The sequence below is a fragment of the Paracoccus sediminis genome (assembly GCF_900188295.1).
In the GTDB taxonomy this organism is placed as follows: Bacteria; Pseudomonadota; Alphaproteobacteria; order Rhodobacterales; family Rhodobacteraceae; genus Paracoccus; species Paracoccus sediminis.
Map to the genome: position 1 here is coordinate 121,660 of NZ_FZNM01000001.1, position 16,503 is coordinate 138,162.

Annotated in this window: 18 protein-coding genes and 2 tRNA genes; 10 read left to right on the forward strand and 10 right to left on the reverse strand. The window is 66.6% G+C overall.

The features are described from left to right. Window positions 1-51 precede the first annotated feature (51 nt). The 5 genes from CHB77_RS00665 to tsaD all read right to left on the reverse strand — a co-directional run bounded on the left by CHB77_RS00665 (window position 52) and on the right by tsaD (window position 3,761). Entirely contained in the window at window positions 52-678 is a 627-nt protein-coding gene (locus tag CHB77_RS00665) for a VPLPA-CTERM sorting domain-containing protein (RefSeq protein ID WP_165456179.1), read from the reverse strand. Window positions 679-1,058: 380 nt separating this feature from the next. After that, the gene (locus CHB77_RS00670) at window positions 1,059-1,481 is read right to left on the reverse strand and encodes an EVE domain-containing protein (RefSeq protein ID WP_089386257.1); all 423 of its coding nucleotides are present in this window, start codon (window positions 1,479-1,481) and stop codon (window positions 1,059-1,061) included. Continuing rightward, the gene (locus CHB77_RS00675) at window positions 1,481-1,756 is read right to left on the reverse strand and encodes a YciI family protein (protein WP_089386258.1); all 276 of its coding nucleotides are present in this window, start codon (window positions 1,754-1,756) and stop codon (window positions 1,481-1,483) included. The genes CHB77_RS00670 and CHB77_RS00675 overlap by 1 nt, the downstream gene beginning before the upstream one ends. Then, complete coding sequence (locus CHB77_RS00680) at window positions 1,753-2,694, reverse strand: NAD(P)H-dependent glycerol-3-phosphate dehydrogenase (protein WP_089386259.1); 942 nt, start codon at window positions 2,692-2,694, stop codon at window positions 1,753-1,755. Before CHB77_RS00680 ends, CHB77_RS00675 begins: the two co-directional genes overlap by 4 nt. Further along, window positions 2,691-3,761: a tRNA (adenosine(37)-N6)-threonylcarbamoyltransferase complex transferase subunit TsaD gene (gene tsaD / locus CHB77_RS00685; RefSeq protein ID WP_089386260.1), complete on the reverse strand. Its 1,071-nt coding sequence runs from the start codon at window positions 3,759-3,761 to the stop codon at window positions 2,691-2,693. The genes CHB77_RS00680 and tsaD overlap by 4 nt, the downstream gene beginning before the upstream one ends. Before the next feature lie 67 nt (window positions 3,762-3,828). On the opposite strand from tsaD, the gene CHB77_RS00690 reads away from it, so the two are divergent. The 5 genes from CHB77_RS00690 to CHB77_RS00710 all read left to right on the forward strand — a co-directional run bounded on the left by CHB77_RS00690 (window position 3,829) and on the right by CHB77_RS00710 (window position 8,584). Beyond that, the gene (locus tag CHB77_RS00690; protein WP_089386261.1) at window positions 3,829-4,491 is read left to right on the forward strand and encodes a uroporphyrinogen-III synthase; all 663 of its coding nucleotides are present in this window, start codon (window positions 3,829-3,831) and stop codon (window positions 4,489-4,491) included. A gap of 90 nt (window positions 4,492-4,581) precedes the next feature. Beyond that, window positions 4,582-6,021: a hypothetical protein gene (locus tag CHB77_RS00695; RefSeq protein ID WP_089386262.1), complete on the forward strand. Its 1,440-nt coding sequence runs from the start codon at window positions 4,582-4,584 to the stop codon at window positions 6,019-6,021. 9 nt (window positions 6,022-6,030) lie between these two features. Continuing rightward, a complete protein-coding gene (locus CHB77_RS00700) occupies window positions 6,031-7,806 on the forward strand; it encodes a heme biosynthesis protein HemY (protein WP_089386263.1) in 1,776 nt (591 codons plus the stop codon). Window positions 7,807-7,879: 73 nt separating this feature from the next. Beyond that, window positions 7,880-7,955 (forward strand) — tRNA-Thr (locus tag CHB77_RS00705). Window positions 7,956-8,041: 86 nt separating this feature from the next. Then, window positions 8,042-8,584 (forward strand): hypothetical protein, encoded by a 543-nt coding sequence (locus tag CHB77_RS00710; RefSeq protein ID WP_089386264.1) that lies wholly within the window; start codon window positions 8,042-8,044, stop codon window positions 8,582-8,584. Window positions 8,585-8,643: 59 nt separating this feature from the next. Here the strand turns inward: CHB77_RS00710 and CHB77_RS00715 are convergent, their stop codons facing one another. Beyond that, window positions 8,644-9,534 carry a DNA adenine methylase gene (locus tag CHB77_RS00715; RefSeq protein WP_242626499.1) on the reverse strand — a complete coding sequence of 297 codons (891 nt, stop codon included), beginning with the start codon at window positions 9,532-9,534 and terminating at the stop codon, window positions 8,644-8,646. Window positions 9,535-9,657: 123 nt separating this feature from the next. Between CHB77_RS00715 and CHB77_RS00720 the strand changes: the two genes are divergently transcribed. Then, window positions 9,658-10,533: a DUF7687 domain-containing protein gene (locus CHB77_RS00720; RefSeq protein WP_176430297.1), complete on the forward strand. Its 876-nt coding sequence runs from the start codon at window positions 9,658-9,660 to the stop codon at window positions 10,531-10,533. Here the strand turns inward: CHB77_RS00720 and CHB77_RS00725 are convergent. From CHB77_RS00725 to metG, 3 genes are all read right to left on the reverse strand, one after another. Continuing rightward, a tRNA-Leu gene (locus CHB77_RS00725) sits at window positions 10,531-10,604 on the reverse strand. The two genes, CHB77_RS00720 and CHB77_RS00725, sit on opposite strands and share 3 nt — an antisense overlap. Before the next feature lie 201 nt (window positions 10,605-10,805). Then, window positions 10,806-11,726 (reverse strand): arginase, encoded by a 921-nt coding sequence (rocF, locus tag CHB77_RS00730; protein WP_089386265.1) that lies wholly within the window; start codon window positions 11,724-11,726, stop codon window positions 10,806-10,808. Beyond that, window positions 11,723-13,441: a methionine--tRNA ligase gene (gene metG, locus CHB77_RS00735; protein ID WP_089386266.1), complete on the reverse strand. Its 1,719-nt coding sequence runs from the start codon at window positions 13,439-13,441 to the stop codon at window positions 11,723-11,725. Before metG ends, rocF begins: the two co-directional genes overlap by 4 nt. 148 nt (window positions 13,442-13,589) lie before the next feature. Here metG and CHB77_RS17925 point away from each other — a divergent pair, with 148 nt between their 5' ends. The 3 genes from CHB77_RS17925 (at window position 13,590) to CHB77_RS00750 (ending at window position 14,783) form a co-directional block, all read left to right on the forward strand. Then, window positions 13,590-13,913 (forward strand): hypothetical protein, encoded by a 324-nt coding sequence (locus tag CHB77_RS17925; RefSeq protein WP_131023292.1) that lies wholly within the window; start codon window positions 13,590-13,592, stop codon window positions 13,911-13,913. 104 nt (window positions 13,914-14,017) lie between these two features. Beyond that, window positions 14,018-14,218, forward strand: a complete 201-nt coding sequence (locus CHB77_RS00745; protein WP_165456177.1) for a hypothetical protein — start codon at window positions 14,018-14,020, stop codon at window positions 14,216-14,218. Between the two features lie 76 nt (window positions 14,219-14,294). Then, window positions 14,295-14,783: a BLUF domain-containing protein gene (locus CHB77_RS00750; RefSeq protein ID WP_165456176.1), complete on the forward strand. Its 489-nt coding sequence runs from the start codon at window positions 14,295-14,297 to the stop codon at window positions 14,781-14,783. 74 nt (window positions 14,784-14,857) lie between these two features. On the opposite strand, the gene CHB77_RS00755 is transcribed toward CHB77_RS00750, so the two are convergent. Continuing rightward, window positions 14,858-15,457 carry a GcrA family cell cycle regulator gene (locus tag CHB77_RS00755; RefSeq protein ID WP_089386270.1) on the reverse strand — a complete coding sequence of 200 codons (600 nt, stop codon included), beginning with the start codon at window positions 15,455-15,457 and terminating at the stop codon, window positions 14,858-14,860. 115 nt (window positions 15,458-15,572) lie between these two features. On the opposite strand from CHB77_RS00755, the gene CHB77_RS00760 reads away from it, so the two are divergent. Beyond that, window positions 15,573-16,406 carry an ABC transporter permease gene (locus CHB77_RS00760; RefSeq protein WP_242626498.1) on the forward strand — a complete coding sequence of 278 codons (834 nt, stop codon included), beginning with the start codon at window positions 15,573-15,575 and terminating at the stop codon, window positions 16,404-16,406. The last annotated feature ends 97 nt before the right edge of the window (window positions 16,407-16,503 follow it).

Genomic DNA, 16,503 nt, shown 5'->3' on the forward strand with positions numbered 1-16,503 from the left:
CGAAAGGCGCCCGAAGGCGCCTTTCCGAAAGCACGGCAAGGGGTGCCCCACTTAGGCGCTGGTTTTCGCGGCCCGGCGGCGGCGCAGGATACCCATGGCCAGCAATCCCGATCCCAGCAGCGGCAGCCCGGCAGGCAGCGGCACCGGGGCCAGATCGTTCGGTTCCAGATCGGTCTTGATGCTGGCGTCCCCGTTCACACGTTGCGCCCTTACGCCGAAATCGCTGAAAAGCGTGGCCAGCGGCCCGGTGGCCGCGATGTCAAAGACGATCGACTTGACGAAATTGTCCTGCCCGGCGCCGTTGTCGCCCAAGCGGATGATGTAATCGAAGACGCTGCGGCTGCCCGAACCGTTGAAGTTGCAGCCTTGGCCGCACCTGCCCTGTTGGCCGGTGTTGTTGCCAAACAGTTCCAGGGTCGGCATGATCGACTGGTTGTCCGCGCGGGTCGCGCTGACCAACGAAATGTCGCTTTGCGACAGCGACGCTCCGCCAAAGAAGAAGCCCAGACCCAGCAAGTCCGCCGTGCCGACAAGAGTGGACAGGCTGAACCGGAATTTGCCTGGCGATGCGGAATCGTCCACCGTCAAGGAAAATTGCGGGGTGGGATCCGCGTTCGTGAACGTCAACGTCGCGGCATTTGCCGATGCCGCGGCGCCCAGCGAAAGGCCTGCGGTCACAATCAGCGCCTTCAATGTCTTGTGCATCGCCATTACTCCTAAACCCGGCGGGCCGATACAGGCCCGCGACATAACCGCTCACAACGCTTCAAGAGGTATTCTGACGGCCAACCTAGCGATACCGATCCCGCTTGTCCATTGAAATCATTGAACAACCTATGGGTGTAAGGCGGTCCGTCCCAATTTTCCCGGTTGCCTGCCGGAACGTTCCGAAGAACAGGCGATGGCGGACAAGTGCTGGATTGGAAACGGGAAATCACGCCATTTTCAACCGCAGCCATGGACCTATGGAACTTCGCCTTTCCGGACGCCAACGTTGCCGGCCACATTGATCGGCTTCGGCTTTCCCGACAAAAGCGAATCGGATACCGCGCGCCGAATCACGGTGCCTCGGTGTCCGACAGCGCCAGGATCGCCGCCCATTCGCCGTCCGTGACCGGCTGGACCGACAGGCGCGAGTTGTTGACCAGAACCATGCCGCTCAGCGCCGGTTCCCGTTTGGCCCGGTCCAGAGAGACCGGCCGGGCCAACGGTTTCACGGCGCGGATGTCCACGCAGTCCCATTTCGGATCCCCGGACGTGCTGTCGGGATGCGCCTGGGCGGCGACCTGCACGATGCCCACCGCCTCCTTGCCGATGTTGGAATGATAGAAAAGGCCGAATTCGCCCGCCTTCATCGCCCGCATGTTGTTGCGCGCCTGATAGTTGCGCACACCGTCCCATTCCTCGCCCCGGTCGCCCTTGGCGACAAGATCGTCCCAGGAAAACACGTTGGGTTCCGACTTGAACAGCCAATAGGCCATCAGCCGATCACCTTTTTCCATTCGACCACATCCACGCTGTCGAATAGGCCCGCCGATTTGTAGGGATCGTTCGCGGCCCAGTCCCGTGCGGCGGCCAGGTCGTCCGCCTCGAGGATCAGCAGCGAACCGCACATCTGGCCGTTTTCCAGCAACGGCCCGGCCATGCGCACGATGCCCGTGTCGCGGATGAATCCCAGATGCGCCTCGCGCGTGTCCAGGCGGGTTTGCAGGGCGCCGGGCTTGTCCCGGCAGATCACGGCGAACAGGGGCATCATTCCTCCTTGAGGGGGCGGGTCATCAGGTGCTGGGCTGCGTCGTCCACGGTCATCGTTCCTTCGGCCAGCCGGGCGACCATGGCGGCGATGGGCATGTCGCAGGCCATCCGGGCGGCAAGGGCCGCGACCGCGCGGGCGGTGGCCGCGCCCTCGACCGTGGTTGCCGTGTCGAACGGCTGGCGGGCGCCAAGCGCCTGGCCGTACCGGAAGTTGCGCGATTGCGCCGACGTGCAGGTCAGCGTCAGGTCGCCCAGGCCGGACAGGCCGGACAGGGTTTCAGGGCGTGCGCCAAGCCGCGCGGCAAGGCGGGTCATCTCGGCAAAGCCCCGCGTGATGATGGCCGCACGGGCGCTGTCGCCCAGGCCCGCGCCGATGACCACGCCCGCCGCGATGGCGATGACGTTCTTCAGCGCCCCGCCCAGTTCGGCGCCGGCGACATCGGTGGTCCGGTAAAGCCGCAGGACGGGCGTGGACAGCGCGTGTTGCAGGGCGCGGCCCGCATCGGCATCGGCGCAGGCCAGCGTCAGGGCGGTGGGCAGGCCGCGCGCGATGTCGGCGGCAAAGGACGGCCCGGTCAGAACGGCGACCGTGGCCTGCGGGCAGGCATCGGCCAGCAGGGCCGATGGGCCGGTGAGCCGGGTCAGGTCGATGCCCTTGGCGGTGCTGACCAGATGCTTGCCGTCCAGCAGGCGGGCGTGATCGGCCAGAAACCCGCCAAGCGCCTGCGCGGGCAGGGCCAGCACCAGCATGTCGGCCTGGGTTGCGGCGGACAGCTCGTCGGTGACGGCGATCCCGCCGGGCAGGGACACGCCCGGCAGGCGCGGGTTGTCGCGGCCCCAGCCAGTGTCGCGCGCCCACAGCGTAACCGGGCCATTGGCCGACAGCGCCACCGCCAGGGCCGTGCCAAAGGCGCCCGCGCCCAGGATCGCGACGCTCATGCCTTGGCCCCTTTCTTGCCGCCGCCCAGCATCGGGGCGGCATCCCGGTCCAGCGGCCAGCGGGGCCGGGCGGCCAGGTCCATGCCGTCGCGGTGGCCCAGGGTGAACAGTTCCGCCCCAGCCCAGGCGATCATCGCGCCGTTGTCGGTGCACAGCGCCAGCGGCGGGGCCAGGAAGCGCACGCCCGCGTCCCGCGCCACCTGTTCCAACGCCGCGCGGATCGTGCGGTTGGCGGCGACCCCGCCCGCGACGGCCAGCACGGGCACCGGGCTTGCGGCCAGGGCGCGGCGGGATTTTTCGGCCAGAACCTCGGCCACCGCCCCCTGGAAGGCCGCGCACAGGTCGGCGCGGTCGGTCTGGCGCAAGCCGCCCTGGTCCGCGATCAGCTGGTCGCGCAGGCGCAGCGCGGCGGTCTTGAGGCCGGAAAAGGACAGGTCGCAGCCCGGCCGGTCCAACAGCGGGCGGGGCAGGGGGAAACGGTCGGGATCGCCGGTCGCGGCCTCGGCTTCGACGGACGGTCCGCCGGGCTGGGGCAGGGCCAGCAGCTTTGCCAGCTTGTCGAACGCCTCGCCCGGCGCGTCGTCGATGGTGCCGCCCAGGCGGATGAAATCCTGCGGCCCGTCCACGCGCAGGAACTGGCAATGCCCGCCCGACACCAGCAGCATCAGATAGGGAAAGCCGATCCCGTCGGTCAGGCGCGGCGTCAGCGCATGGCCCGCCAGATGGTTCACGCCGATCAGCGGCAGGCCGGCCCCGGCGGCGATGCCCTTGGCGCACATCACGCCCGCCATCACCCCGCCGATCAGCCCCGGCCCCGCCGTGACCGCCACCGCCGTCACGTCGCGCAAGGCCACGCCCGCCCGCGACAACGCCTGTTCAACGACCAGATCCAGCCGTTCCGCGTGGGCGCGGGCGGCGATTTCCGGCACCACGCCGCCGAAATCGGCGTGCAGCGCGGTCTGGCTGCTGACGATGGATGACAGGATCCGCCGGCCGCCCGTCACCATGGCGGCGGCGGTGTCGTCGCAACTGCTCTCGATGCCAAGGAAAATCTGGGTGTCGTCCATGCTCTTGCCGGGCGGGGAAGGGGGGTTTACGCCTGAAGGCCCTTAGCATCGGCCACGGGGTTTGCCAATGTCCAGTGCCCAGCCGCCCATCCTGCTGCTGACCCGTCCGCGGCCGGATTCGCGGCGGTTCGCGGCCATGCTGCCGGACTGGCGGGCCGTGATCGCGCCGGTCCTGCGAATCGTGGCCGTGGACCATGACAGGGCGCGGCTGCGGGATGCGGCGGGGCTGGTCTTCACCTCGGCCCATGCGGTCGGCTTTGCCGGACCGGGGCGGGGCAGGCTGGCGCTGTGCGTGGGCGGGCATACGGCGCAGGCGGCGCGGGCTGCCGGGTTCGACGTGCGGCAGGGAAACGGCTTTGCCGAAGGACTGCTGCCGTTGATCGCCGACGCGCCGGTGCCGCTGATCCATCCCCATGGCTGCCATCTGGCGCGGGAACTGCCGGTGCCGGGGATGGTGGTCTACGATCAGCAGCCCGTCCCGCTGACCGCGCAGGCACGGGATGTGCTGGCGGGGGGCGCGCCTGTCGTGCTGCCGCTTTTCTCGCCGCGCAGCGCCCGGCTGGTGTCGGACGCCGTGCGCGGGGCGCGGGCGCCGCTGTGGCCGGTCGCGATCAGCGATGCGGCGCTGTCACGGTGGTCGGCGCCGGCCGTCGGCCGCGCGGTCGCGGATGCGCCCGATGCCGCCGCGATGGTCCACGCCATTCGCCGCCTGCCGTTGGCGGAACAATGATGCGCAGGGCGGGTTGAGAACCAGCACGCGCCTGATTAGGCTGCGGGCCAAGCGCGGCAATCCTTGCTGCCGCGAAGCCGGGGACATGACGTGAAAAAGCCAGACAAGACCAAAAGCACGGGCGCATCTGACACCGCGCAGGATACGGCGCCCCTGATGTTGAAAAAGGACGCGGCCGACCCTGGTGTGATCGCCCGGACGGACATCGGCGTGGGCGACGGTTCGGCCGCGGTGCCAAAGGCGTCCGGTGTGAAGCCCGTCGAATCGACCCTTTTGGGCGATGCCGCTGGCCAGAACCCTCCGGCCAAGCCCAAAGCAAAGGCTGATCCCGTCAAAACCGGGGCAGGGCCGTTCGATGCCCGGCCGTCCGGCGACGGGACAAGGGATGCCGGGCCGAAGGATACCGGGGCAAAAGACCCCGCGCCGAATGCTGCGCCGGATGATCCCGCGGCGCAACCCGTCCTGCGCGATACGCCGATTCCGGTTTCCGCAACGTCTTCCTCACAGGGGGCAAAGGTTCGAAAGACCGGCTTCTGGCCCGTGTTCCTGGGCGGCGTCGTGGCGGCGGGGCTGGGATCCGCCGCGACGATCTGGGCCTTGCCGCACCTGCCCGCGGGATGGCTGCCCGAACAGCCCGCGGTGCAGGCGCCCCAGGCGGAACCTGTGGATGTCGCCGCCATCCGGGCAGATGCCGTCAGCGCCGCCCAGGCCGCAAGCGCCGAACAGATCGCCGCCCTGCGCGCCGAACTGGCCGCCCAGCCGCAGCCCGATGCCCCGGCGGAACCTGCCGCCGAAATGCCGCCCGCCGCATCGGCCGAGGATCTGGCGGCCCTGCGCCAGCAGATCGAGGCTCAGGCCGAACAGATCAGAGAACTGACGGAACGGCCCCGGATCGATCCCGAAACGGCCCAGCGGGTGCAGGCCCTGGCCGATCAGTCCGAAACCCTGGAACAGCAGATCCAGGCCGCCGCACAGGCCGCGCAGGCCCAGATCAACGAAGCCCAGTCCGAGGCCGAGCGCCTGCAACAGGCCGCCGCCGAAACCACCCGGCGCGCCGAGGCCGTGGCCGCCGTCGCCGCCCTGCAAACTGCCCTGGATCGCGGCGTCAACCCCGACGAGGCGCGGCAGACACTGGAAGGCGCCGGTCTGGACGCGCCCGAGGCGCTGACCCGCGAGGTGCCGGGTCTGGACAGCCTGCAAGCCGGTTTCCCCGAAGCCGCCCGCGCCGCCCTGCGCGCATCCCTGCGCCAGGACAGCGTGGCGGGCAACGGCAATCTGCTGACCAATTTCCTGCGTGCCCAGACCGGCGCCCGGTCCGTCGAGGCCCGCGAAGGATCCGACCCCGACGCGATCCTGTCGCGCGCCGACGATGCCGTGCAGTCTGGCCGCATCGGCGACGCCGTGGCCGAGATCGAGGCCCTGCCCGATCCGGCCAGGACCGTCCCCCCGATGGCCGGGTGGCTTGCCGGGGCCATGGCCTATCGCGATGCGCAGGCGGCCCTGTCCGACCTGTCGGCCCCTTCAAACTGAGGTCCGGGCATGCTGCTTTCCCTGTTGAAAATCCTGTTCTTCTTTGCCGTCGTCCTGCTGGTCGCGCTTGGCGCCGTCAACCTGTCCGAAACCGGCCAGATGCTGCGCATCGAATATGCCGGGACCGAATACGTCCTGACCCCCGTCAAGGCGGTGGTGGCGCTGCTGATCCTGATGGTGCTGGCCTGGCTGGCGTTCAAGGCGCTGGGGCTGGTCCTGGCCTTTCTGCGGTTCCTTGCAGGCGACGAAACCGCCATCAACCGCTATTTCGATCGGTCCCGCGAACGCAAGGGCTATGCTGCCTTGGGCGAAGGAATGCTGGCCGTCGCATCGGGCGAGGGAAAGCTGGCGCAGGACAAGGCCGCCAAGGCCGAAAAATACCTCAACATGCCGCATGTCACGAACCTGCTAACCGCCCAGGCGGCCGAGGTGGCGGGCGACAAGGGCAGGGCCAATCAGGTCTATCGCACCCTGTTGCAGGACGACCGGACGCGGTTTGTCGGCATCCGGGGCCTGATGCGCCAGAAGATCGACGAAGGCGACACCGCGACCGCGCTGCTGCTGGCACAGAAGGCCTATGCCCTGAAACCCAAGCATCGCGAATTGCAGGACACGCTTCTGGATCTGGAGATGCGCCAGCATGACTGGAAGGGCGCGCGGCAATTGCTCAAGGACAAACGCCGTCAGGGCGACCTGCCGCAGGACGTGCATATCCGCCGCGATGCCGTGCTGGCCTTGCAGGAAGCCAGCGAGGTTCTGGCCCAGGGCAATTCGATCAGCGCCCGCGAGGCCGCGATCTCGGCCAACAAGGCGTCGCCCGATCTGATCCCGGCGGCGGTCCTGGCCGCGCGCAGCTATGTCGCGCAAAAGGACTACCGCAACGCCTCGCGCGTGCTGGAAAAGACCTGGTCGGTGCGCCCCCATCCCGACATTGCCGCCGCCTATGCCGAGATCGCGCCGGACGAAACGCCCTCGGCCCGTCTGACCCGGTTCGACCGCCTGGTCGCCAAGAACCCCAACGACGAGGAATCGCGGCTGCTGCGGGCCGAGCTGCTGCTGGCGGCCGAGGATTTTCCCGGCGCCCGCCGCGCGCTTGGCGATCTGGCCGACACGCATCCCACGGTGCGCACCCTGTCGATCCTGGCAGCCGTGGAGCGTGGCGAAGGGGCCGACGACAGCGTCGTGCGCGGCTATCTGGCGCGGGCCCTGACCGCATCGCGCGGGCCGCAGTGGGTCTGCGACAAATGCCACAACGTCATGGCCCACTGGGCGCCCGTCTGCGACAGTTGCGGCGGTTTCGACACGTTGACCTGGCGGGAACCGGAGGATGTCCGATCCGTCGCGACGGCCACCAAGGGCGCCGAAATGCTGCCCTTGCTGGTCGGCCCCCCGAAAGCCGCCCCCGAGGCGTCCGTTCCCGTGGCCGAAGTATCGCCGGCTCCGCAGGCTCCCCGGCCCCCGGAGAACCGTCCCGCAGACCGACCCGTGTCCCGTCGGGTCGAGATTGCGGACGTTGCCCCCGGCATGGTCCCCCGCGAAAGCGACTATGTGACGCTGGAACCGGCAAGCACCGTCACCACGCCCGAGTCCGTGCCTGCGCCGAAAGCCGCGACCCTCGCCACATCCGAAGCCCGGCCCGATGTCGTCGTCATCCAGGCCGAGGCGACCCCGATCGCGGACCCAGACCCAGCGCTTTCCATGCCCCGGCTCGATCCCGTGCCGGTCCGCCCCGATGTGGAACCGCCCGAAGACGCCGAATGGACCGAAGGCAAAGCCCGCCGTTAAATCGGCGTAAAAAACGCCGCGCCCCCCTTTTCCCCCAACGGGGAAGCTGCTATCGGGCGTGGCACAACCAGATGCCGCTGTAGCTCAGCTGGTAGAGCACGTCATTCGTAATGATGGGGTCGGGGGTTCGAGTCCCTTCAGCGGCACCACTTCCGACTGGAAGTGTCAGTTTTCTCAATAACTTCCGTGACATGAAGTCCCTTTCGGTGCACATTGCGGCACACAAGGGGCACACATGGGGCTTGTTTTGAAGCACGTTGAGCGGACCAAGGCAGGGTCTTGGCAGTATCGGCGAAGGGTTCCCAAGGACATCGCGAGAATCATCTCTAAAAGAGAGTTCAAGCGGAAGCTGGGGGATACCGAGAAGGTCGCCCTGTTCGCCTACCCGCAGTATCATGCACAGGTGGAGCGCGAGATAACCAAGGCCCGTCAGCAGGCGGCGCTGGGGGCCGATCCGACCACGGAACGGGAAGCCTATGAAGCGGCCCAACGCTGGGCCCAGGTGATCCTTCCCGAAGGGGCTGGAGTGCAGGACCGCGACCTTGTGGCCGATGGGATAGCCGCCCGCTACAGGATAGACCCCGAGACCGATGAGCCGGTAGGCGCAACCCCTCAGGACCGCCACGCTATCAATCTTCTGCGGGCAACGCAGGGCACCTATCAGGCCCCTCAAGCGACTCTTGCCGATGCCGTGAAGCTGTATCTCAAGGAACGGCTGGGGGATCCCGACGACTACTTTGAGGACATGGTCGCGTTCACCAAGCGGAACGCCGCCTAACCTTGACCCCCGCCTAACGCCTATCGATAGTCCACCGCGCTCAGCGACCTGACTGGTAGTTAGTAGGTCAGTAACAACCGATCCCGGACCTCCTCGGCCTCCAGCGTCTGCCCGCCCATCTGAAAGCGACGCAGCATCGACCGACCCACGTTGACCAAAAGCTCGTGCTCGAACAGCCCGTCCGGGAGGGGGACGTCGCAGTAAACGTCCCCCGACTTCTTCGTCCCGTCGATCGACAGGACCACCCTCACGCCGCGCTCCTTGCAGTCGGCAATCGCGGTCATCAATCGGCCAAGGTCGAAGGCCTGTGCCCCGTAGAGGATCGCTTGCGAGTGCGAGTAGGGTGGGTCGCAGTAGACCACGTCGCCGGGTCCAGCTTCGGCCATGGTCTCGGCGAAGTCTGCTTGCCTGAACGTCGACCCTCGCACCCGACGGCTCCACTCGTCCACCCGCTGGTTGAACGACGCGGGGGTGATGGGACGATGTGGCCCGCAGGGGGTGGACATGTAGCCGTCCGCCTTCCTGAACCTGACTATCCCACCGTAGCAGGACCGCGACAGGAAAAGCAGGTCGGCCCCATTCGGCGAGGCGTTGTAGCTCGCCTTGATCCTCTCGTAGCCCTCTACCGGGTCGCCCTCGGCGTGGACCGCCCACCGCTCACGATACCAAGCCTTGAGCTGCTCCGGGTCGTCGCGTAACGTCTGCCATATCTCTACCAGCGGGGCGAACGCGTCAGTCCCCACTCCAAGCCGGGGTGCCAAGGTCGCCAAGACCCCGCCAGATCCAAGGAAGGGTTCGCGATAGGTCCGCATGTCAGTGGGGAAGTAGGAGATTATCTCGTGGGCGAACTTCTGTTTGTTCCCGATCCACTTCAGTAACTGCGACTTGAATGGGGCCACGTGCGAGCTCCTAATAGGCCCTACGGCCTCAGTGAACATCGCATACTGCATCTTGTTGGCCCCTTGATCGTTTATACTAGGTCTGCGACTTATGCCCCGCCGGGGCTTTCTGTCCAAGTCTGAATATCAGTCGGACTTATCTGCGTAGCCCCCTAACTCGAGGGAGGACGGCTAATGCGACCTGACGAGCGTTTCCTTAACAAGCCGAAGTCGTTCTGGGCTTGCGTCCGCAGCATCAGCCAGACCGGAGGCTATACCCAGCGGGGCGGGAGCAAGAGCGTGAAGGTGCATGATCTTGCCTCGATGAGGGAGGCGTTCAAGGCGCTTGAACTCCGCGACGAGGTCCTCCGCCAGGCAAACGGCAAGCCCACGTCTCTCGCAGCCGAACTCATGGAATACTTCCAATACCGGGCAGATGTCCTGAACAACCACGTTCGGGTCAAGCTCATGGACGTTGACGAGGCACGCCAAGTCTTCTCGGCATTGAATGCGAAGCTCAGGCCCAGCCGGGCCGTGCCGATGAACAAGCAGAAAGGCGAGAAGAAGTCGGAGGCCTACCTGACAGGGATGGTGAACATGCTGATCGAGGCCCACGCCGAGGGACTCCCCTGCAACTACGACCCGCGCTCCCTCACGACCATCACCGAGAACGGTGTGCCCATCCGAACCCTTGCCCGCCGTGTCGATGGGGCCTTCCCGACCACGGTCAACCCCGTCGCAGTTTGGGAGATAAAGGAATACTACTACACGACCACGTTCGGCAGCCGGGTCGCGGACGGCGTCTACGAGTCCCTGCTCGACGGGATGGAGGTCGAGGAGCTGCGCGAGAGCGAGGGGATCGACGTCAAGCACTACCTGATGGTCGACTCGCACTTCACCTGGTGGGAATGCGGCCGGTCCTACCTCTGCCGGATGGTGGACATGCTGCACATGGGCTACGTGGACGAGATCCTGTTCGGCAAGGAGGTCGTGGAGGAGATGCCTCGCATCATGGCCGAGCTCGTCCAGATGGTCAGGGACAAGGGTGGGGTGAAGGCCGAACCGGACTAGGCCCACCGGGACTCGAACCCGGACTGTAGGGTGTTTAAGACCCGTCTCTCTACCGATTGGAGTATGGGCCCAGTCTTCCCGCTTCTAACCCGAGGGAGGCGTGATCCGCAATCCGATCTGGCCTTGACCGGGCCTGATAAGAAGCGACAAGGCACAACGCCTTAGAAACGCTACGCTTCTCTGCGCATACAGCGGGAGTTTAAGTCCCCCGGCTTATTCCGCCACGCCCGCGCATCCCGTCGCTAGCGGGCGGGGGCGCGATTGGCAAGCGTTCAGAAGCTGCGGGTGGGACGGTCGAAGACTTTGCGGCCCATCAGGCTGCCGACCAGATCGACCATCAGCTTGGCGGTGCGGCCCCGGTCGTCCAGAAACGGGTTCAGTTCGACCAGATCCAGCGAGGTCACCAGGCCGGATTCGTGCAGCAACTCCATCACCAGATGCGCCTCGCGGAAGGTGGTGCCGCCGGGGACGGTGGTGCCGACTGCGGGCGCTATGGAGGGGTCCAGGAAGTCCACGTCCAGCGACACGTGCAGCATCCCGTCGGCCGCCCGCACCTGGTCCAGAAATGCCCGCAGGGGCGCCACGATGCCCTGTTCGTCCAGCACGCGCATGTCGTTCACGGTGATGTCGATGTCCAGCATCGCCGCGTGTTCCGCCGGATCGACGCTGCGGATGCCGAACATGCAGATGTTCCGGCCCGGCACCGGATGGGGAAAGGGCGGAAACGGATCGAACCCCGGCAGGCCCAAGGCATAGGCAATGGGCGTTCCGTGCAGATTGCCCGAGGTCGTGGTTTCGACCGTATGGATGTCGCTGTGGGCGTCCAGCCACAGGATGAACAACGGACGGCCCTGCCGATGGGCATGGACCGCCGCCCCGGCCATGGTGCCCAACGCCAGGGCATGATCCCCGCCCATGATGATCGGCAAGCCGTGGGGCAGGGCGTCAGCCACCGCGTCGCGGAGGGCTTTGGTCCAGGCCAGCATTTCAGGCAAGTGGTGGACGGCGGGATTGGCGCAGGTCGCCTGGACCAGGGGGGCGGGGGCAACGTCGCCGCGATCCTCGACCGCGTGGTTCAGGGCGGTCAGCGTCTGGGCAAGCCCGGCCACGCGATAGGCCGCCGGTCCCATCAGGCAGCCAGGGCGGCGCTGGCCTTCGTCGATGGGCGCGCCAAGAAGGATGCAGGGGTTCACTGGCGCACGCCCTTGAATCGCTCTTCCCATTCGGCCCGCTGATCGTCGGTGATCTTGGCGAACAACACGTCGGGCACGGCAAAGGCATGGTCGGGGGGCAGGGCGGTCAGGGCCGCCGCCACATCGTCGGGCCATGCGTCGTCGGTCGTGCCCATCGCGTCCAGCATCGACCGGGCCGCAAAGGGAATGAAAGGCGCGGACAGCACCGCGTAAAGACGGATCAGGTTCAGGCCCAGGCGGACCTGCATCGCCGCCTTTTCAGGGTCGGTCTTGTGCGTGGACCAGGGCGCGGCGGATTGCAGGTACTCGTTGCCCAGCACCCAGATGGCGCGCAACTCTGACGCGGCCTTGCGCACCTCCATCGCGGCCATGTTGCCCTCATAGGCGCGGATGCGGACGGTCAGGGCATCGATCAGCGCGGTTTCCTCGGGGCCATGGTCGCCGCCCTGGGGGACGGTTTCACCGAACTTGGACCGGCAGAACTTGGTGATGCGGCTGACGAAATTGCCCAGAACGTCGGCCAGATCCTTGTTCACCGATTGCTGGAAATTGTCCCAGGTGAATTCGCTGTCGCCGGATTCGGGGGCGTGGGACAGCAGCCACCAGCGCCAGTAATCGGCGGGCAGGATTTCCAGCGCGTGGTCCATGAACACGCCGCGTCCCTGGCTGGTCGAAAACTGGCCCCCATCATAGGTCAGGTAATTGAAGGACTTGATATAATCGACCATCCGCCACGGTTCGCCCGATCCGATCAGCGTGGCGGGAAAGGACAGCGTGTGGAACGGCACGTTGTCCTTGCCCATGAACTGGGTGTAGGTCACGTCCTCGGCCCCTTCGTCGCGGCGCCACCAGCGGCGCCAGGCGCTGTCGGGCAGACCTTGCGCGTCGGCCCATTCGGCGGTCGCGGCGATGTATTCGATGGGCGCGTCGAACCAGACATAGAAGACCTTGCCCTCCATCCCCGGCCAGGGCCGGTCGCCGCGTTTCACCGGCACGCCCCAATGCAGGTCGCGGGTGATGCCCCGGTCCTGCAAGCCTTCGCCGTCGTCCAGCCATTTGCGCGCGATGGATGTGGTCAGGATCGGCCAGTCGGTCTTGCCGTCGATCCAGTCGCTGATCCGGCCCTTCAGCGCGGACTGGCGCAGATACAGGTGCTTGGTTTCCCGCACTTCCAGATTGGTGCTGCCGGAAATCGCGCTGCGGGGGTCGATCAGGTCGGTGGGGTCAAGCTGCTTGGTGCAGTTTTCGCACTGGTCGCCCCGCGCCTTGTCGTAACCGCAGTTGGGGCAGGTGCCCTCGATATAGCGGTCGGGCAGAAAACGGCCGTCGTTGATCGAATAGACCTGCTTTTCGCTGACCTCGGCGATATAGCCGTTGTCGGCTAGGCGCCCCGCGAAATGCTGGGTCAGCGCGCGGTTACGGTCGCTGGACGACCGGCCGTAATGGTCGAAGGACAGGCCGAACCCGGCGGCCAGGGCGGATTGTTCGGCATGCATCCGGGCGCAGTAATCGGCCACGGCCTCGCCCGTCTTGGCGGCGGCCAGTTCGGCGGGGGTGCCGTGTTCGTCGGTGGCGCAGATGAACATCACCTCGTGGCCCCGCGCCCGCAGGTAACGCGCATAGAGATCCGCCGGAAGCTGGGATCCGACAAGGTTTCCCAGATGCTTGATGCCGTTGATATAGGGCAGGGCAGAGGTGATGAGGTGGCGGGCCATGGCAGCGTCCTTTGGGTCGGCGCCTGTTTAGCCGCGATGGAACACAAGGGGAAGTCCCGCCCAGCGGCTGCCAGGGCAAGGCGCCGATTGCGCAACCGGCTTTCCGGCGCCTGCCGGAATAAGGCGGGCCTCGGTGCGCAGGAATTCCATGACACATCGACGGCGGGCCGCGCGGCGGAACGCCGCAACGGCGCAGGGGGCCGCGGCCGCATTTACCACAGCAAGAGCGATCAGCGTTTCGGCCGGGGTCCGATCGCCAACCGCAAGCTCCGTCTGCCGAACCTGCCATACGGTGTTCCGGTGGGGGCTGCTGGCGACGATCCTGTCGTTTCGGGCGCTGAAGCTGTCGCATAGCCTGGTTCCCGCAGCGATCGATCCCGCGCGGCGGCCGCGCGCCATGGGCATCGGCGCCCTGGTCGAGGACAACGGCCTGGACGTGCGGATGGTGCGCGCCTTTGGCCCCCCAGGCTGACCGATCTGGAAAGGGCTGCGGTTGACGATGCGGGCAGGCTGTATGCCACGGCCCCACGACGGCGCTGGAACGGCGATCCCGCCGTGCCGCCCGAACCTGTCGCCTTGCCCGACATCATGACGCTCAACACCGTCGAATCCGTCGATTCGATCAAAGTCGTCGGCGAAGCCCGCCTTCTGGCCATGAGCGACAAGGGCTGCAAGGACAGGAACGAACCTGCCCGCCACCGGATGCTGGATTATGGCCAGCCAGGCCCCTGGCTACACGGCGCAACCGGAATGTGCATCAAAGTTTCACTATCCTGAAAGGCGAGTTGCTGAAGGTTGAATGGATTTCTGGTTGCAGATGATGAAAGATAGGCAAAAGTCGGAAGAATGCCTGATGCAAAAGAATTTCAATCCTGTCGGACCTCTCGCGCGGCAGCCTTTGCCGGATGGTCATCTTTGGAATCCCGTCACCGATGACCGGCTGGGCTATTGCCTTTACCGCAGCATGGCCCGGCCGAAACTGGAACGCGACGACTTGGACGCGATCCTGGACAGGGCGCGCCATCGCAACAGGCTGCATGGCCTGACGGGCTGCCTGCATTTCGAAAACGGCAATTTCTTTCAATGGCTCGAGGGGCCATGGCGGCAGGTTTTCCGGCTGGTCGATATTCTGCGCGACGATGACCGGCACATGAACATGACCGTTCTGGACCAGGGATCGCTGGATCAGCGTCTGTTCACCGATTGGGAAATGCGGTTTTCGGACCGGGAAGCGGCTTCGCTGTTCGACTGGCTGGCCGACTGGGGCAGCCGCATGGACGACGATGGCGGCGTCGATCCCGGTCAGGTCGGCGCGTTCCTGCGATCCGTCAAGACGGTCTGAGCGTCCGGCGCCGACGGACCGCCAGCCCTCTGCCGGACCCATCGGGAAGGCTGCCGGGGAATGTCCCGGCAGGCCTATCGGCGGCGGTCGCGGCGAGAGCTCATGGGCTGGAACGCCACGCTGACGTGGGCATCGCAATAAGGCTTGCCGGATTGGCTGGGCAGGCCGCAGAACCAGAATTTCTCGGTCGCGGGATCGCCGATGGGCCATTTGCAGGTCCGTTCGGTCAATTCCATCAGCGTCAGCTTGCGGGCACGCTTTTCCACCTCGCGCACCGAGGCCAGGGCTTCGGGGCTGATCTCGTTGGCCGAGGGCTGCGGGGGCAGCGGCTGGCCCGCGGGAACGATCGGACGGCGCAGGGCGGGGGTGAAGGCGGGTTGGGTCACGGGTTCCTTTTCCTCGACCGGATCGGCGGGGGCGGGGGCTTCCGGCTGCGGTTCGGGCCGTGCGGCTGGGGCGGGCTTGCGGTCGGCCTTCTTCTCGGCCACGGGCTCGGGGGCGGGCGCCGGGGTTGGCTCGGGTTCGTCGTTGCGGTTCGACAGCCCCAGGCGATGAACCTTGCCGATGACCGCGTTGCGGGTCACGCCGCCCAGTTCCTTGGCGATGGCGCTGGCCGACTGGCCTTCGGCCCACATGCGCTTCAGCGTCTCGACCCGATCATCCGTCCAGGACATGGCTGCCTTTCCGGGCGCGCATGGGCGCCGCCCCATCTTGAAACCTGCGATTGCCCCCGTCAGAAACGGGATGCCGAGATTTAGACGCCGATGCGCAGAAATTCAAGGACCGCCGATGACCCGACCCGTTCCGCCCCGAAGCCCTGGCGCCGATTACCCGGCAATGGGCGTGCGCCGCTTTGGCCGCGTCAACTGGCTGGGCCTGCGGACCCTTGCGACCCGAGAGGTGATGCGCTTCATGGCCGTCTGGCAGCAGACGATCTTTGCGCCGCTGATGACGGCCGCGCTGTTTGTCCTGATCTTCGCCCTGGCGATGGGACAGGGGCGGGGGCAGGTGATGGGCCTGCCCTATCTGGTGTTCCTGGGACCGGGCATCCTGATGATGACGGTGATCCAGAACGCCTTCGCCAACACCTCGAGCTCGATCACGGCGGCCAAGGTGCAGGGCAACATCGTCGACACGCTGATGCCGCCCCTGTCGGCGGGCGAACTGCTGGCGGGCTATCTGGCCGGATCCGTCGCGCGCGCCGGGCTGGTGGCGGCGGTGATCGGCACCGGCATGGTGCTGCTGACGGGAACGGGGATCGCGCATCCCGGCTGGACCCTGGTTTTCGTGGCTCTGGCCGCGCTGCTGCTGGGGGGGCTGGGCATCCTGGCCGGGATCCTGGCGCAAAAGTTCGACCAGATGGCGGCGATCAGCAATTTCATCATCACGCCGCTGTCGTTCCTGTCGGGCACCTTCTATTCCGTCCAGGCCCTGCCCGAACCGTTCCGCACCCTGTCGCACTGGAACCCCGTCTTCTATCTGATCGACGGCGCGCGATACGGCGTCACCGGGGTCAGCGACGCCCCGGTCTGGCGCGGACTGCTGATCGGCACGTCTTGCGCGGCGGTCGTGCTGTGGCTGGCCTGGCGCTGGCTGAAAACCGGCTATCGGATGAAACCGTGATTGCACGGGGGCCGAATCGGCGCTATGGCCGAAACCATGATCGTTCGGACCGCCATCGCCGCCCGTCCCCGACGTTGACGCCACGTCACCGTCCGAT

Excerpts from the sequence above, each read along its gene's own strand:
- CHB77_RS00670 (WP_089386257.1), bottom strand. The coding sequence starts at position 1,481 with ATGGCCTATTGGCTGTTCAAGTCGGAACCCAACGTGTTTTCCTGGGAC.
- CHB77_RS00675 (WP_089386258.1), bottom strand. The coding sequence starts at position 1,756 with ATGATGCCCCTGTTCGCCGTGATCTGCCGGGACAAGCCCGGCGCCCTG.
- CHB77_RS00680 (WP_089386259.1), bottom strand. The coding sequence starts at position 2,694 with ATGAGCGTCGCGATCCTGGGCGCGGGCGCCTTTGGCACGGCCCTGGCG.
- tsaD (WP_089386260.1), bottom strand. The coding sequence starts at position 3,761 with ATGGACGACACCCAGATTTTCCTTGGCATCGAGAGCAGTTGCGACGAC.
- CHB77_RS00690 (WP_089386261.1), top strand. The coding sequence starts at position 3,829 with ATGTCCAGTGCCCAGCCGCCCATCCTGCTGCTGACCCGTCCGCGGCCG.
- CHB77_RS00700 (WP_089386263.1), top strand. The coding sequence starts at position 6,031 with ATGCTGCTTTCCCTGTTGAAAATCCTGTTCTTCTTTGCCGTCGTCCTG.
- CHB77_RS00710 (WP_089386264.1), top strand. The coding sequence starts at position 8,042 with ATGGGGCTTGTTTTGAAGCACGTTGAGCGGACCAAGGCAGGGTCTTGG.
- CHB77_RS00715 (WP_242626499.1), bottom strand. The coding sequence starts at position 9,534 with ATGCAGTATGCGATGTTCACTGAGGCCGTAGGGCCTATTAGGAGCTCG.
- CHB77_RS00720 (WP_176430297.1), top strand. The coding sequence starts at position 9,658 with ATGCGACCTGACGAGCGTTTCCTTAACAAGCCGAAGTCGTTCTGGGCT.
- metG (WP_089386266.1), bottom strand. The coding sequence starts at position 13,441 with ATGGCCCGCCACCTCATCACCTCTGCCCTGCCCTATATCAACGGCATC.
- CHB77_RS17925 (WP_131023292.1), top strand. The coding sequence starts at position 13,590 with ATGACACATCGACGGCGGGCCGCGCGGCGGAACGCCGCAACGGCGCAG.
- CHB77_RS00750 (WP_165456176.1), top strand. The coding sequence starts at position 14,295 with ATGCAAAAGAATTTCAATCCTGTCGGACCTCTCGCGCGGCAGCCTTTG.
- CHB77_RS00755 (WP_089386270.1), bottom strand. The coding sequence starts at position 15,457 with ATGTCCTGGACGGATGATCGGGTCGAGACGCTGAAGCGCATGTGGGCC.
- CHB77_RS00760 (WP_242626498.1), top strand. The coding sequence starts at position 15,573 with ATGACCCGACCCGTTCCGCCCCGAAGCCCTGGCGCCGATTACCCGGCA.